This window comes from Geodermatophilus sp. SYSU D00705 (assembly GCF_054050135.1).
This window is the reverse complement of sequence record NZ_JBJGYT010000024.1, coordinates 48,864-63,926: the sequence shown is the minus strand read 5'-3', so window position 1 is coordinate 63,926 and position 15,063 is coordinate 48,864. Positions and strand designations below refer to the sequence as shown.

General features: G+C 74.6%; 10 protein-coding genes. 3 read left to right on the top strand and 7 right to left on the bottom strand.

What is annotated here, in order from left to right; genetic code table 11:
• Window positions 1-51 precede the first annotated feature (51 nt).
• Window positions 52-1,080, bottom strand: coding sequence for an iron-siderophore ABC transporter substrate-binding protein (locus ACI78Q_RS17425; protein ID WP_456924672.1), 1,029 nt, complete (start codon window positions 1,078-1,080; stop codon window positions 52-54).
• A gap of 260 nt (window positions 1,081-1,340) precedes the next feature.
• On the opposite strand from ACI78Q_RS17425, the gene ACI78Q_RS17420 reads away from it, so the two are divergent.
• Window positions 1,341-2,936 (top strand): acyl-CoA synthetase, encoded by a 1,596-nt coding sequence (locus ACI78Q_RS17420; RefSeq protein ID WP_456924671.1) that lies wholly within the window; start codon window positions 1,341-1,343, stop codon window positions 2,934-2,936.
• Window positions 2,937-2,987: 51 nt separating this feature from the next.
• Here ACI78Q_RS17420 and ACI78Q_RS17415 read toward each other — a convergent pair whose 3' ends face one another.
• From ACI78Q_RS17415 to ACI78Q_RS17390, 6 genes are read right to left on the bottom strand one after another with little or no spacing between them, the layout of a single operon-like run.
• Window positions 2,988-3,983, bottom strand: a complete 996-nt coding sequence (locus ACI78Q_RS17415) for a phosphotransferase enzyme family protein (RefSeq protein WP_456924670.1) — start codon at window positions 3,981-3,983, stop codon at window positions 2,988-2,990.
• Window positions 3,980-5,002 carry a phosphotransferase family protein gene (locus ACI78Q_RS17410; protein WP_456924669.1) on the bottom strand — a complete coding sequence of 341 codons (1,023 nt, stop codon included), beginning with the start codon at window positions 5,000-5,002 and terminating at the stop codon, window positions 3,980-3,982. Before ACI78Q_RS17410 ends, ACI78Q_RS17415 begins: the two co-directional genes overlap by 4 nt.
• Window positions 4,999-6,198 (bottom strand): phosphotransferase, encoded by a 1,200-nt coding sequence (locus tag ACI78Q_RS17405; protein ID WP_456924668.1) that lies wholly within the window; start codon window positions 6,196-6,198, stop codon window positions 4,999-5,001. The genes ACI78Q_RS17410 and ACI78Q_RS17405 overlap by 4 nt, the downstream gene beginning before the upstream one ends.
• An 11-nt stretch (window positions 6,199-6,209) precedes the next feature.
• Entirely contained in the window at window positions 6,210-8,123 is a 1,914-nt protein-coding gene (locus ACI78Q_RS17400) for an ABC transporter ATP-binding protein (protein WP_456924667.1), read from the bottom strand.
• Window positions 8,120-9,136: a phosphotransferase gene (locus ACI78Q_RS17395; RefSeq protein WP_456924666.1), complete on the bottom strand. Its 1,017-nt coding sequence runs from the start codon at window positions 9,134-9,136 to the stop codon at window positions 8,120-8,122. The genes ACI78Q_RS17400 and ACI78Q_RS17395 overlap by 4 nt, the downstream gene beginning before the upstream one ends.
• On the bottom strand, window positions 9,133-12,585 hold the full coding sequence (locus tag ACI78Q_RS17390; protein ID WP_456924665.1) for a glycogen/starch synthase: 3,453 nt from the start codon (window positions 12,583-12,585) through the stop codon (window positions 9,133-9,135). The genes ACI78Q_RS17395 and ACI78Q_RS17390 overlap by 4 nt, the downstream gene beginning before the upstream one ends.
• A gap of 356 nt (window positions 12,586-12,941) precedes the next feature.
• On the opposite strand from ACI78Q_RS17390, the gene ACI78Q_RS17385 reads away from it, so the two are divergent.
• Both ACI78Q_RS17385 and ACI78Q_RS17380 read left to right on the top strand, forming a co-directional pair.
• Window positions 12,942-13,616, top strand: coding sequence for a response regulator (locus tag ACI78Q_RS17385; protein WP_456924664.1), 675 nt, complete (start codon window positions 12,942-12,944; stop codon window positions 13,614-13,616).
• Window positions 13,613-15,031, top strand: coding sequence for a sensor histidine kinase (locus tag ACI78Q_RS17380; RefSeq protein ID WP_456924663.1), 1,419 nt, complete (start codon window positions 13,613-13,615; stop codon window positions 15,029-15,031). Before ACI78Q_RS17385 ends, ACI78Q_RS17380 begins: the two co-directional genes overlap by 4 nt.
• Window positions 15,032-15,063 lie beyond the last annotated feature (32 nt).

Genomic DNA, 15,063 nt, shown 5'->3' with positions numbered 1-15,063 from the left:
CCGGACGCCGCACGACGGCGGCGTCCGGGGCCGGAGCGGGGCGGAGCGTCGTCACGGGGCCTTGTCGGCTGCCTCGGCGAGCATCGTGACGTAGTCCTCGAGCACCCAGGAGATCGCCAGGGGGGTCGGGTTCGCCGCGGTGCCCAGCGGGGTGTCGGGCAGCAGGACGATCGCCCCGCTCGCCACCGCGGGGATCTGCGAGAGCAGCGGGTCGGCGTTCAGGGCGTCGACGAGGGCCTGGTCGCCGTAGGTGACGATGATGTCGACGTCGTCGAAGGCGTCGACCTGCTCGGCGCTGACCGTCCCGGAGAACTGCTCGCTGTCGGTGGACGCCGCCGTGACGCTCGACGGCGTCGACAGCCCGAGGTCCTCGAAGAAGGCGCTGCGCGTGTCGAACGGCGTGTAGAAGCTGACCTCGCTGAGGTCGGTCGTGTCGACGTGCGTCAAGAACATCGTCGACCTGCCCTCGAGCTGCGGGTGCCGGCCGACCGTGTCGGCGATCTCCTGCTCGATGTCCGCGACGAGCTGCTCGCCCTCCTCGACCATGCCCATGCCCGCGGCGTTGACCTCGATGACCTCCCGCCACGGCGTCGCCCACGGGGCCTCGGGGAAGGCCACGACCGGGGCGATCTCGCTGAGGGTGTCGTAGTCCTCCTGGGTCAGCCCCGAGTAGGCGGCGAGGATGACGTCGGGGTCGGTGTAGGCGACGGCCTCGAAGTCGATGCCGTCGGTCTCGTCGAACAGCACCGGCGTCTCGGCGTCGAGCTCCTCGAGGCGCTCGGAGACCCAGGGCAGCAGGCCGTCGCCGTCGTCGTCCCCGAAGTTGGCCGCGGCCATGCCGACCGGGACGACACCGAGGGCCAGCGGCACCTCGTGGTTGGCCCAGTTGACCGTCGCGACGCGCTCGGGCTGCGACTCGATCGTCGTCGTCCCGAACGCGTGCTCGATCGTCACGGGCGAGAAGTCGCCAGTGCCCGTGGCCTCCTCGCCGGACGATGCCGCCGACGACGAGCAGGCGGCCAGGCCGCCGGCCAGCAGGGTGGCTGTGGTCAGCGCGAGGAGGCGCGGTGCGGAGCGCATGGTGTCCTTCCAGGTCTGAGCAGCGCCGGAAGGGCAGCGCCGCCGTGGTCCTGCTGTCGGCGACGGTGCACGGGACACCAGACCGATGGCGAGATGAGGTTTGCCTAACCGAACTTAGGGTGTCCTTGCCGCGCGTGACAACCACGAGGAGGTGACGACCCGGGCGGACCGGCGGCGGCCCACGGCGTGACCCGCGGGGCGGTCCGCGACAGACTGCCCTCCCGGGTGCCGCCACCCCGACCCACCGGAAGGGACCAGCCATGACCAGCACCGACGTTCCCCGCGCCCGACAGCACTCCGTGGGCGACCTGCTGCACCGGACGACGCAGCGGTACCCCGGCAAGCTCGCGGTCGTCGCCGGGGAGCTGCGGGTGGACTACGCCGGGTTCGACGCCGCGGTGAACCGCGCGGCGCACGCGCTCGCCGACCGCGGCCTCGCCAAGGGCGACCGGCTGGCCCTGCTCAGCCACAACTGCTGGCAGTACGCGGTGCTGGCCTTCGCCACCGCCAAGCTCGGCGTCGTGCTCGTGCCGGTGAACTTCATGCTCGGCCCGGAGGAGATCGCCTACATCCTGCGGCACTCCGGCGCGAGCGGGCTGGTCACCGAGGACGCGCTGGCCGAGACGGCGGACAAGGCGCTGGCCGCGGCCGGCACGCAGGGCGGCGTCCGGGGCTGGATCGGCCTGTCGGGTACCGCGCCGGCGGCCGGCTGGGAGGACGTCGACGCGTGGTGGCGCAGCGGCGACGACAGCCCGCCCGAGGTGGCCGTCGCCGACGACGACCCGCTGCGGCTGATGTACACCTCCGGCACCGAGTCCCGGCCCAAGGGCGTGGTGCTCTCGTCGCGCTCGCTGATCAGCCAGTACGTCAGCTGCGCCATCGACGGCGGCATGAGCGCCGACGACGTCGAGGTGCACGCGCTGCCGATGTACCACTGCGCCCAGCTGGACTGCTTCTTCTCCGTCGACGTCTACCTCGGCGCCACCAGCGTCATCCTCCCCGGCCCCGACCCGGCGGCCCTGCTGGCGACCATCGCCCGGGAGCGGGTCACCAAGCTGTTCTGCCCGCCGACGGTGTGGATCTCCCTGCTGCGCCACCCCGACTTCGACTCCACCGACCTGTCCAGCCTGCGCAAGGGCTACTACGGCGCCTCCCCCATGCCGGTCGAGGTGCTGCGCGAGCTGCAGCGCCGACTGCCCGACGTGGCCCTGTGGAACTTCTACGGCCAGACCGAGATGAGCCCGCTGGCGACGATCCTGCGACCGCACGAGCAGCTGGAGCGCGCCGGATCGGCCGGCCGCGCCGCCCTCAACGTCGAGACCCGCCTCGTCGACGACCAGGGGAACCCGGTGCCGCCGGGCGAGGTCGGCGAGATCGTGCACCGCAGCCCGCACGCCGCGCTGGGCTACCACAACGACCCGGAGAAGACCGCCGAGGCCTTCGCCGGCGGCTGGTTCCACTCCGGCGACCTCGGCGTCCTCACCGAGGACGGCTACCTGTCCGTCGTCGACCGCAAGAAGGACATGATCAAGACCGGCGGCGAGAACGTGGCCAGCCGCGAGATCGAGGAGGCCGTCTACGAGCTGGACGGCGTCGCCGAGGTCGCCGTCTTCGGGATCAGCCACCCGTACTGGGTCGAGGCCGTGACCGCCGTCGTCGTCCCGAAGCCCGGCGCGACCCTCACCGCCGACGACGTCCACGCCCACACCCGCGGGCGGCTGGCCGGCTACAAGCGCCCCAAGTACGTCGTCGTCGCCGACGCCCTGCCGAAGAACCCCAGCGGCAAGATCCTCAAGCGCGAGCTCCGCCAGCAGCACGCCGGCCTCGCGCAGGAGGAGCCCTCGGGCCCGGCCTGACCTCAGTCGAGGGGCGTGCGGCCCGGCTGCTCGCCGACCGGACGGCAGGTCTCAGGCCGACACGCTGCGGCAGACGGCCACCAGGTCGTCGCGGTGCGCGTCCAGCCAGGCCAGCCGGCTGTCCTCCAGGCGGATCTTGGCGTGGTCGTTGGCCGACAGCGGCTCCCCCGCGCCGACGCGGACGCGGCGTCCCAGGCCGCGCTTGAGCCGCTTGCCCTCCAGCAGCAGCGGTACCGCCTCGGCCTCGGCGGGGGTGAGGCGTACCTGCTGTCCATAGCTGGTGAGCAGCGCCGCGACCCGGCTCAGGTCGAGGGCCACCTTGTGGTCGTGGTCCCCGAGCCGGGTGTACACCTTGCCGGCGTCGTGGACCGCCACGGCCAGGTCGAGCGCCCGGACGTCGGGGTGGGCGCTGTCGAAGTCCAGGACGCCCACCACCTGGTCCCCGGCGAAGACGAGGCTGCCGCGCCGCGCTCCGCCGTGCACGACCACCCGCGGCAGCTCCGGCAGCAGGGCGGTCAGCCGCCGGACCACCCGCTCGGCCCGGGCCCGCAGGCCCGCGTCCAGCCCCGGCTCGTCCAGCCGCCGGCGCAGCTCGGCGAGCACCGGCGGGTCGTCCACCTCCGCCGGGAGGTCGGCGACGATCCCGTGGTACCGCCCGACGGTCCGCCCGAGCGCCCGGAGGTGCGCCGGCGAGGTGTCGTCGAACGGCGTCCCCTCCACGCCCCTGGTCGTGATCCACAACCGTCCGGCGAGCTCGACGTGATCGAGGCCGGTGCGGGTGGGGACCACCTCGGGCGCGGGGAACCCCCTGTGCCGGAGCAGTCGCATCAGGGCCAGCTGCCCGGTCAGCTCGTCCCGGGACTTGGACCGGTAGGAGCGCCGGAGGTAGTGGACGCCGTCCCTGGCGACGACACGCAGGTGCTCGTTCTTGCCACCGGGGACGGGGCTGACCGTCCTCCAGCCACCCAGCGGCCAGAGGTCGGCGAGCTCCGCCAGCGGCAGAGCCTGACCGGCGCGGTCGAGCACCGGGTCGGTCAGCAGCGTCATGCCCCCGCCCGTCCCTCCACGACCCGGTCGAACTCGTCGCGGTAGAGCAGGAACTCGGCGTTCCCGCCGTCTCGCCAGTCGGCCTCACCGGTCTTGATCTTCCGGTCGAGGCTGTGCAGGACGTAGCGCGCCCAGTGGAAGCGCAGGTTCACCAGCGCGTCGTCGCCGCCCGCCGCGCGGTAGGCGTCGAGGAACGCCGCGCACGGCTCGTCGGCCCCGCCGACGTCGCCGGTGGCCGAGTGCACGCCCAGCCGCAGCCGGTGCAGGAACTCCGCCACGTCGCGGGCCGGGTCGGCCGGGGCGCTCCGGTCCAGGTCGATGACGGTCACGACGTCGTCGGTGAGGAAGACGTGGATCGGCCGGTACTGCCCGTGGCTCTGCGCCAGCACGCCGTCCACGGTGTCGCGGGTCAGCGCGTCGAGCCGTTCCAGCATGTCGAGGGCGACGTCGACGTAGCCGGGATGGTCGGCGGCGACCTTGGCCAGGCGCTTGGCGAGGCTGGTGAGCTCGCCCGTGACCAGGAGCGACTGCGGCGCACCCAGCCGCACGTCCGAGCCGTGCAGGTGCGCCAGCCAGGCCCCGGCGCGGGCGCAGGCCTCCGCGAGCGCCGGCCCGTCCGAGCCCAGGAGCTCCGACAGCGGCCGTCCGGGCGCCCCCCGGCACAGCAGGACCTTCTCCCCCTCGTACCAGGCCAGCGGCTCGACGGCCTGGAACGGCGAGCCGGCCCCCAGCCCGGCCGCGCGCAGGGCCTGCAGCTTGGCGTGCACGCCCGGGCCGTCGTCGAAGGGGAACAGCTTGGCGAACACCGGCGCGCCGCCGTCCAGCTCGACCTGCACGGTCGCGGCGCCGCTGCCGTCGAGCTGGATGACCTTCGTCGTCCACGTGCCGCCGGTGGCCGGAGCACCCAGGTACGGGCGGACGTACCGGTCGAGGAACTCCGGGGTACAGACCCACTCGGCCCGACCGACCTGGTGTTCCTTCACCCGCCGGCTCTGCGTGCGGCTCTCGGTGCGGTTCATGCGGCGTCCTCGGTCAGGGGGAAGGGGTTGTCGGTGAGCCAGCGCACCCGGGCGCACTCGCGCTCCAGGACCTGCGCGAACTTGACGGCGTCCTTGGCCTGCTGGGCGACCATCGCCTGCTTGGTCAGCAGGTTGTCGCACTTCTTGACGATCTTGACCAGCCGCTGGGCCCGGAAGACCTCCGGCATGGCGGTCAGGTCGGCATCCGCCAGGGGGGCCTGGCCGCGGTAGTGCGACAGGAACAGCCGGCACCGGTCCGGGTCGATGCCGACGCCGGAGCGGCGGATCGGACCCGTGCGGCAGAAGGCCTTGAGCGCGTACGCCAGGTCCAGGCCCAGCAGGTCCAGGCCGGCGCGGTCGAAGTCCAGCACCGCGGTGAGCCCGTCGTCGTCGAGCAGCACCGCGGACTGGCCGAAGGAACCGTGCGCCACCAGAGACGTCAGCTCCTCCTGCCGCTCCCCCAGCTCGACGTTCAGCAGCTCCATCTGCTCGGCCATGAACCGGGCGTCCTCCCGCAGGGCCGCACCGGCCTCGGGCGCGAGCAGCGGCGCGACCACCTCCACGGCGGCGTACAGGTTCTCCTGCCCCTGCTGCCCGAGCGAGGCCAGCGCGGAGGAGCGCTCTCGTTCCGAGAAGGTCAGCTCGGACACGATGGCGTGGTAGCGACCCAGACCACGTGCCACCGCCACCAGGTGGGCGGGGTCGGCGGGGTCGTAGCCGCGGCCGGGCATCAGCCGCATGACCATGTGCAGCACGCCGTCGACCTGCACCAGGATCGCGCCGTCCCGGGTGCGGACCACCGGCGGCGCGGGGTAGCCGTGGCCCCGCAGGTGGTCGATGAGCGCGCACTCGAACTCCGCTCCCGCCACGGTCTTCAGGTTGTGGGAGCGGCGCAGCACGACCTCACCGGCGTCGGTGCTGACGAACCAGCTGATGTTCGAGGCGCCCTTGTCGGTGCGCCGCCACGAGCGCCAGCGACCCAGGTCGTAGACGTCCTGGAGCACGGCGACCAGGGCGCGCTCGTCCACCTCCTCCACCGGCAGCCGTCCCCCCTGCCGCGGCACGGAGCTGCGCAGCAGCAGCCGGTCGTCCGGGGCGGGCGCCGGCTCGGCGACGTCGGAGATCGCGGCGAGGACCTGGTCGACGGACCCGGTGGTGACCACCGCCGGGGGCGGGTCGGTGCTGGCCTGTGTCATCGGAGCTCTCCTCAGGTGGGTGGAGTGCTGGACTGTCCGGCGAGGGCTTCGGCGGCGTGGCGCCCGTAGCGGGCCGCGCTGCCGTTCGGGGCGGGCCGGGACGGGAGGAGTCCCTGCAGCCGGCACATCTCGCTGTAGAGGCCGCCCGCGGCGATCAGCCGGGCGTGCGTGCCCCGTTCGACGACCCGGCCGGCGTCCAGGACGACGATCTCGTCCGCGGGCATCGCCGCGGCCATCCGGTGGGTGATGACCACCGTCGTCCGGCCGGCGCCGACCCGTCGCAGCGCGCACAGGACGGCGTGCTCGGACCGGGCGTCCAGACCGGTCGTCGGCTCGTCGAGCACCAGCACGGGGCAGTCCTGCAGGACGGCGCGGGCCAGCGCCAGCCGCTGCCGCTGCCCGCCGGAGAGGGTCGCCCCCCGCTCGGCCAGCACGGTGTCGTAGCCGTGCGGCAGCGCCTGCACGAAGTCGTGGGCCTGAGCCACCCGGGCGGCGTGCTCGACCTCGTCCGCGGAGGCGCCCGGACGCGCGTAGGCGATGTTCTCCCGTACCGAGGACCGGAACAGCATCGCCTCCTGCGGGACCAGCCCGACCTGCGCGTGCAGGCTGTCGCCGGTCAGGTCGCGCAGGTCCACGCCGTCCAGCAGGACCCGGCCGTCCGTGGGGTCCTGCAGCCGGCAGAGCAGGGCGGCGATCGTCGACTTCCCGGCCCCCGTGGGCCCGACGACGGCGACGGTGCGGCCCACGGGCACGGTCAGGTCGACGTCGTGCAGCACCGGGCGGTCCGAGCTGTAGGCGAAGCCCACCCCGTCCAGCCGGAGGCTCTCCCGCGGCGGCTCGGCCAGACGGGCCCCGGGCCGGTCCACCACCGCCGGGCGGCGGTTGAGGGTGTCGGCGATCCGGGCCGCGCGCACACCGGCCCGCGTCAGCTGCGCCGGCAGCTTCGACAGCGCCCGGGTGGGCCCGAAGAAGTCCCGCAGGTAGGAGGTGAAGATGACCAGCTCGCCGGGCGTCAGGGCGCCGGCCAGGACGCGCTGGGCGCCCAGCCACACGAGCCCGGCGACGGCCACGGCCACCACCGCGTCGACCGCCGCCCCGAAGGCCGCGCTCGTCCGCGCCGTCCGCAGCACCGCGGCGACCGAGGCGTCGGAGTGGCCGCGGAACCGCCGCGTCTCGTGCTCCTCCCGGCCGGTGGCCTTGACCAGCTTGACCGCCACCAGCGTCTCCTGGGCCACCGCGGCGAGGTCGCCCTCGACCTCGCGCGCCCCCTCCTCCACCGCGCGGATGCGGGCGCGGAAGCGGGTGACGGTCATCAGCAGCAGCGGGAGCACCAGCAGCAGGGCCAGGCTGAGCTGCCAGTCCAGGACCAGCAGCACCCCCGCCATGCCGGCCAGGGTGAGCACGTTGGTCGTGGCGTCGACGAGGGTCCCGGTCATCAGCCCGCGGACCTTGTCGACATCGCCGGTCAGGCGGGTGGTGAGCTCACCGGTCGGCGTCCGCTCGTGGTAGCTGAGCGGCAACCGCTGCAGGTGCTCGTACAGGCGCGTCCGGATGGCGCCGGCCACGCGCTCGCCGACGAACGTCAGGGTGTAGGTGCGGGCGGCACCCACCAGGGAGTCGAGCACGGTCAGGCCGGCCAGCGCCACGACGACGGCGACGAGGACGCCTCCGACATCCGGGCGGACCGGCCCCCCGCCGGGCAGCAGCACCTCGTCGAAGAGGTACTTCAGGGGCCACGGCTTGAGCAGCCCCACCCCCGTCCCGGCGACGGCGAGCACCCCGGCCAGCACGCACCAGGGCCACTGCGGCCGCAGGAAGGGCCCGAAGGTCCGCAGGATCACGCGCGCGGGCATGACGGGAATGGGCGAGGCGCCGACCGCGGCGTGCGTGCCGACCTCGCCGGCCGCGGCCCCGGGTTGCGTCACCGGAGCCCTCCGACGGCTCCGTCCACCGCCGCCGCCCAGGCGGTGAGCCAGTCCGGCACGAAGGCGGTGTCCCGCACCGGGCGGACCACGAGCCGGTAGAAGAGGACCTCGGCGAAGGTGCGGGCCACGTACGCCGGGGCCGCGCGGACGGCGTCGGGGGCGCCGCCGTTGCCGGTGTACCCGCGTACGAACGCCGACACCCAGCTCCGGGCGCACCCGAGGTCCCCGTGCCGTGCCGCGGCCATGGTCAAGGTCTGGCCGATGAAGTGGCCCAGGTCGCGGGCGGCCGGCGCCCGGGCGGCCCGGTCGAAGTCGATGACCACGATGCGCGAGCGGTCGAGATGGATGTTCTTGGGCTGGAAGTCGCCGTGGGTCACCACCCCCGCGGCGCCGCCGGCGGCCAGCCCGGCGAGGGTGCCCCGGGTGAGCTGGGCCAGCCGGGGAGCCGCGCCGGGCAGGACCTCGGCGAGCGCCGCGGCGTACTCGGCGAGCTTGTGCCGCTCGAAGTCCACCGCCAGCTCCGGCAGCGGCACCCCGCGGACGGCGTGCAGGCGGGCGAGCCAGCGCCCGGTGCGCTCCGCGTCGGGTGCCGCCTCCCCCGGGTTCCCGGCCAGCAGGTCGTGCAGCGTCGTCGCCGGCGCCTCCTCCTGCGCCAGCAGCTGCCGGGCGGGGTCGTAGCCGTACGCCGCGGGCACCTGCAGGTCCGGCGCGTCGAGCCCGGCCCGCCGCAGGCCGTCCAGCAGCTCCCGCGCCTCCGCTCCGCCCCCCTTGCGGTAGCCCTTGCCGATGACCGCCAGCGGGGCCGAGGGGCCGGCGCCGGAGTCCAGGGTCACCGTCCACCGGACCACCGGCCGGCTCCGGGAGGCGTGCACGACCGAGCGGGTCAGGACCTCCACCCGCCCGGGCGGGAGCGCGTCCAGCGGCGGTGGCCGGAGCAGCAGGGACTCGGCCGCGGCCAGCCGCTCGGCCCGCCGGCCGTCGGCGGATGCCGCCTGCGCGGTCCCGGAACTCATGCGAGGACCGCCATCGGCACCGCCGTCCGGGCCAGCCGTTCGCCAGCCGCCGCGACCGCCGTCGCCGCGGTGGCCTCGTCGACGTCCCCGGTGCCCACCACGAGGTGGAACGAGTCCGTCGCGGCCTGCACGCGGACGAGCACCCCGTGCCCCGGGTGCGGTCCGGGCGGCTCGCCGAAGCAGGTGCTCTCGTCGGGCGCCAGGGCGACCCAGGCCCCGACGCGCCCGGTGCGGGCCCCGCGCCAGCAGGCACCGCCCTGCCGATGCACCGCTCCCGCGCCGAAGCGCAGCAACGAGTAGTAGTCCGGGGAGAGGCAGGTGTCGACGACGGCACCGGTCATGGTCGGGGGGAGGTCGTAGCGCACCAGCAGCACGGCGGCGTCCTCGTCGAGCAGGATCTGCTTGCGCAGCCCGGCGGAGGGGCTGGCGTCCTCGACGTCGACCAGGTCCACCCGCACCGCGTCGTCCTCCAGGCGGACCGTCGCCGCGAAGCGGTCGTGCACGGCACCGCCGTCGGCGAGCGCGCCGGGGTGGTTGGCCGGGGCGTCCATGTACCGGTTGAGGTCCTCCTGGCGGTTCCAGTCGTCGGTCGGGTTGCCGACCACCAGCACCCCGCCGTCCCGGTCGCGGCAGGCCAGGTACACCAGCCGGCCGCCGTGCTCGGGCGCGAGCACGGCGAACAGGCGCCGGTTGTGCACGACCAGCTCGTCGGTCCCGTCCTCGTCGACGTCGACCAGAGCGGCGCCGACGGGACGCAGGGGCTGCCCGAGCCACCGGGCCGCGGCGGCCAGCACGGTGGCGGCACGGGCGTGGCTGGCGACCGCCTTGGCCCAGGCGGCCGGGGGGCGGCCCGGGTGATCGGTGTCGTGCCAGGCCGTCTCGTATCCCGAGGCCAGCAGGTGCTTCCAGGCCAGGGCGGTCAGCCTCGGCTCGGCGCCGACGGACTCCGCCCGGGCCACCGCCTGCCGGGCCCGGGCGAGGTGGTCCCGGAAGGGCCGCCACGCCTCGTCCTCGGACCAGCCGCGGTAGTCCTCACCCGCGTGCCAGTCGTGCGCCAACTCCACGAAGGTGCCGCGCTGCAGGACGCGGGTACCCGGATCCCGGCGGCGCTCGCGCAACCACGTCGGCAGTGGGACCGGTGCCAGGTTCGGCTGGGCGGTGAGCCAGCGGAGGAACGCCTCGTAGCGACCCAGGGCGCTGGGGTGCCACGGGCCCACCCCGGCGCTCTTCTCCATGTCGTCGGCGTAGACGAGCACGGTGTCGTCACCTGGGGCCGTGGGCAACTCGGCCACCCGGGCCAGGCTGCGCCAGTGGCTGCGGTCCTCCGGCGGCAGCCAGTAGCGCAGCCGGGTCGACATGGGCACGACCTGCAGGCCGTTGCCGCCGGCGATCGTGTACGGGCGCAGGGCGTCGGCCGGCGGCGGGCCGGCCGGGTCGGCGCCGTCGAAGTCGGCGCGGTCGTCCACGCCGCCCTCGCCGTGGACGGGGTAGAGCAGGCGGTCGTCGAGCAGGACGTACCGGTACCCGCCGTTGGGCAGCGACGGGTCGGTGAGCACCCCGGCGAGCCGGTCGGTGTCCCACACGCGCTCGGGCACCCAGCAGATCTCCAGCTCCTCCGGCCGGCAGCCCAGGTGACGCTCGTACAGCCAGAACAGCTCCTCGAGCTGGCGCCGGTTGTACTCCGGGTCGAACGCCGTGAGGACGTTCTCCGCGTAGGTCCCGCCGACCAGCGAGAGCAGCCCGGCGCGGCGGAGTCGCCGCACGTCGTCGAGGAGCCCGGGGCCGGACCAGGCGGCCGCCTCCACCAGGGTCCCGGACAGGTGCAGGTTGACCGGGATGCGGTAGCGCTCGTGGAGCCGGAGCAGCGCGGAGTACCCGGCCACGAGCGCGCCGAGCCCCTCCCGGTCCGGGTAGCCGTCGGTGACCAGGAACTGGTTGGCGTGGTGCACCAGCGCCAGCGGCAGGGGCGCCGGGCGCCGCCGCGCCCGGCGCGGGTGGGCGGCGGGGGCCTCGGTGCGCTGCGGGGCCTCCGGGGTCCGGCGCGCACGGACCGCCTCCTCGTACACGCCGGCGTACTCCCGCGCAGGGGTGCGCCAGGAGAAGTCCGCCGCCATCGCGCGTCGCTGCAGGCGGTGCCACGCCTCCGGCCGCCGGTAGACCGCCAGCGCGGTGTCCACCGCCGCGAGCATCGAGGCGACCCGGCGCTGGACGAACACGAAGCCGAGCCCGGTGTCGGGGTCGTCGGCGTAGTCGCGCACCGTGTCGGCCAGCCCGCCGGTCCGCCGGACGACGGGGATGGTCCCGTAGCGCAGCGCGATCAACGGGGTGAGCCCACACGGCTCGAAGACCGACGGGGCGAGGAACAGGTCCGCGCCGGCGTACACCCTGCGGGCCATCGACTCCCGCGCCGTGGGCAGGTAGGCGACGCTGCCCCGCAGCCGCCGGGTGGCGGCGAAGAGGTCCCGCCGGTATCGCTCCGTCCCCTCCCCCATCACGACCAGCTGGCCGCCCCGGGCCACGATCTGGTCCACCGCCGAGGTCAGCAGGCCGACGCCCTTCTGCGACACCAGGCGGGCGACCATGCCGAACAGCGGACGGTCCGGCACCGGCTCGAGACCGCTGACCTGCTGCAGGACCGCCTTGTTGGCGCGCTTGCCGGCGACGAAGGAACCGTCGTAGCGGGTGTCGATCCACGGGTCCCGGCGCGGGTCGAACTCGTCGTAGTCGACCCCGTTGAGGATCCCCCGCGCATGGCTTCCCCTGGCCCGCAGCAACTCGTCCACCCCGGCGCCCTGCGCGGGGGTGAGGATCTCCTGCATGTACCGCGGGCTCACGGTCGTGACGCGGTCGGCGAAGGTGATGCCCCGCTCCAGCAGCGAGCCTGCCGCCGGGAGCCCGATGAGCTGGTCGGTGGCCGCTCCGACCCGGCCCTGGTAGGCGATGTTGTGGATGGTGAACACGACCGCGGTCCGGTCCAGGGCGCGCCGGTGGACCCCCTGCCGGGCCTCCTGGGCGACCAGCCCGCTGTGCCAGTCGTTGAGGTGGACGACGTCGGGCCGCCACGGTCCCTGCGCGGCCAGAGCCGTGACCGCCTTCGAGAACAGGACGAAGGGCAGCACGTCCTCGTCCTGGTAGCCGTACGGGGCCTCCCGGTCGAACCACTCCGTGACGCCGACGGTGAGGACCTCCACCCCGCCCACCCCCGCCAGCCGGCGGACGACGACCCGCTCGTCGACCTGGCCGAACGGGACGTCGAGCGTCGCCACCGGTGTGCCGCCGAGCCCCTGGTACCCCGGGATGACCAGCCGCACGTCGAGGCCCAGCTCCGCCAGGGCCTTCGGCAGCGCGCCACTGACGTCGGCCAGCCCGCCGACCTTCGCGAAGGGATAGGCCTCGGCACTGGCGAACAGCACCCGCAGCGGCCGTCCGGAGGCCGGGACCTGTACCACGAACTCGTCACCTCGCCAGGGGGGAGAGCGGCGATGGGCATGCGGCGACGGACGCGTGAGCCCGCGCCGATGCACCTGGGATGTGGGCGCGACAGGGAGACGTCGGGACCAAGGTGTCCACGCCCCCACGGGGCGCCTGGATCCCACCTGCCGGTACTGCGAACTCCACCTGAACACGAGGTGGAATCCGGGTAACGAGACGGTAGCGATCCGAACCCGGCAGTTCCAGTCCCGAGATGAACGAATTCTCAGAGTCCCGCGTGTCGCGTCCCGCCGCCCCCCTGCGCAGGGGGCTCCCGGCGTCTTGAGCCGACGGCAGAGGACACCCACACTGGCACCGGTCCGGAGGTGGCGTCGTGCGGGTGCTCGTGGTCGAGGACCAGCTGAAGATGCAGGCCCTGCTCCGCGAGGGCCTGCAGGAGGCGGGCTTCGACGTGCACGGCGCCGGGGACGGGCCGGCGGCCGTGGAGGAGACCGGCCGGCACGCCTACGACGCCGTCGTGCTCGACGTCATGCTCCCCGGCTTCGACGGGTTCGAGGTCTTGCGCCGACTGCGGGACGCCGAGGTGTGGACCCCGGTCCTCATCCTCACGGCCCGGGACTCCGTCGCCGACCGCGTGCGCGGACTGGACGCCGGCGCCGACGACTACCTGGTCAAGCCCTTCGCCCTCAGCGAGCTGGTCAGCCGCGTGCGGGCACTGGTCCGCCGCGGCTCGGCGCTGCGCCCGGCGGTCCTGCGCTGCGGTCCCCTGGAGCTCGAGCCGGTGGCCCGGTCAGCGACGGTGGAGGGCGTCCGCGTGGAACTGTCCCCGCGCGAGTTCTCGCTGCTGTGGCTGCTGCTGCAGCGGCGGGGGCGCGTGCTCAGCCGCACCGAGGTCCTCGAGGAGGTGTGGGACGGGTCCCCCGACGTCGGGTCCAACGTGGTCGACGTCTACGTGAAGAACCTCCGCGACAAGGTCGACCGCCGGTTCGGGGTGGAGCTGATCCACACCGTCCGGGGCGTCGGCTACCGCCTGGGGCCACCGCGGTGACCCCCGGCGAGGCCGGCCCGCTCCGCCCGCTGCCGATCAGCGTGCGGCTCGGTGCCACGTACGGGAGCGTGTTCCTGCTCGTCCTGGCCGGGTTCGCCGCCATGGCCTACGTCGGACTCGGCGAGATGCTGCGCGGCGACGTCGACCGTGGCCTGGTCGCCGCAGCCGACATCCTCGACGACCGCGGGTCCGCTGCCGTCGACGCCGACGACATCGACGAGGACCGCCTCGGTGGGGTGGAGTCCGTGCGCTTCGAGAGCCAGGTGGTCACCGCCGGCGGACGGCTGGTCGACGGCTCGGGAGTGGAGATGCGGGAGCAACCGCTGATCACCGGCGCGCAGGCGAGCGCGGTGCTGACCGAGGGGCCGACGTTCTCCGACGTCTTCGCCGACGGTCAGGACCAGCGGGCCCTCGCGGTGCCGCTGGAGCAGGACCCCGACCGGGTCCTGGTCGTGGTGGCGACCCTGGAGTCCGTCTCCGACGCCCAGGCGGGCCTGCTGCGGATGACGCTCACCCTGGCCCCCGTGGCGGCACTCCTGGCGGGCGTCGCGGGCTGGCTGGTCGCGCGGCGGGGCCTGCACCCCGTCGCCCGGATGACCGCAGACGCCGCCGCTCTGGGCGCCAGCGACCCGTTCCCCCGGCTCGCCGTACCGGCCACGCGCGACGAGGTCTTCCTGCTGGGCACGACGCTCAACGGACTGCTCGACCGGATAGCCGACGCCCGCCTGCGGGAGCGGGAGTTCACCGCGGACGCCAGTCACGAGTTGCGCACGCCGCTGGCGATCCTCCGTGCCGAACTGGAACTCGCCCGCCAGCACGCCGGCCCCGGCCGGCTCGCCGGAGCCCTGGACAGTGCGCTGGAGGAGACCGACCGCCTCGGCCACCTCGTCGACGACCTCCTCCTGCTGGCGCGGGCCGACGCCGGACACGTCACCCCCGGCACGCTCGTCGACGTGGCCGAGGTGGCCGCCGGCCTGCTGCCGGGTTTCCGCGCCCTCGCCGGGCGGCGCGACATCACCGTGACCGGCTCCGGCGACTCCGTGGTGCGCGCCGACCGGCGCGCCCTGACCCGCGCCCTGGCCAACCTGCTGGACAACGCCGTCCGCCACGCCCCCGACGGCGGGCACGTCGATCTGGCGATCACCGCGGATCCGGACGGAACCGCGATCACCGTGACCGACGACGGCCCCGGCGTCCCGCCCGAGGAGCGGCAGCGGCTGACGCAGCGCTTCGCCCAGCTCGACCGCACCCGGGCCGGAGGCGGTGGCGCGGGCCTGGGCCTGGCCATCGTGGCCTCCGTGGCCGCGGCCCACGGCGGGCGCGTCGACATCACGGAGGCGCCGTCCGGGCAGGGGCTCTCCGTGACCCTCCACCTCCCCGTCACGTCCCCGGACGCCGTTCCTGTCGAGAGCTGATGGCGGTCAGCCGAGCAGCGGGCCCAGCCGCT

Bases quoted from the DNA above. Each gene is read 5' to 3' on its own strand.
- ACI78Q_RS17420 (WP_456924671.1), top strand. From the start codon at position 1,341: ATGACCAGCACCGACGTTCCCCGCGCCCGACAGCACTCCGTGGGCGAC.
- ACI78Q_RS17415 (WP_456924670.1), bottom strand. From the start codon at position 3,983: ATGACGCTGCTGACCGACCCGGTGCTCGACCGCGCCGGTCAGGCTCTG.
- ACI78Q_RS17410 (WP_456924669.1), bottom strand. From the start codon at position 5,002: ATGAACCGCACCGAGAGCCGCACGCAGAGCCGGCGGGTGAAGGAACAC.
- ACI78Q_RS17405 (WP_456924668.1), bottom strand. From the start codon at position 6,198: ATGACACAGGCCAGCACCGACCCGCCCCCGGCGGTGGTCACCACCGGG.
- ACI78Q_RS17425 (WP_456924672.1), bottom strand. From the start codon at position 1,080: ATGCGCTCCGCACCGCGCCTCCTCGCGCTGACCACAGCCACCCTGCTG.
- ACI78Q_RS17395 (WP_456924666.1), bottom strand. From the start codon at position 9,136: ATGAGTTCCGGGACCGCGCAGGCGGCATCCGCCGACGGCCGGCGGGCC.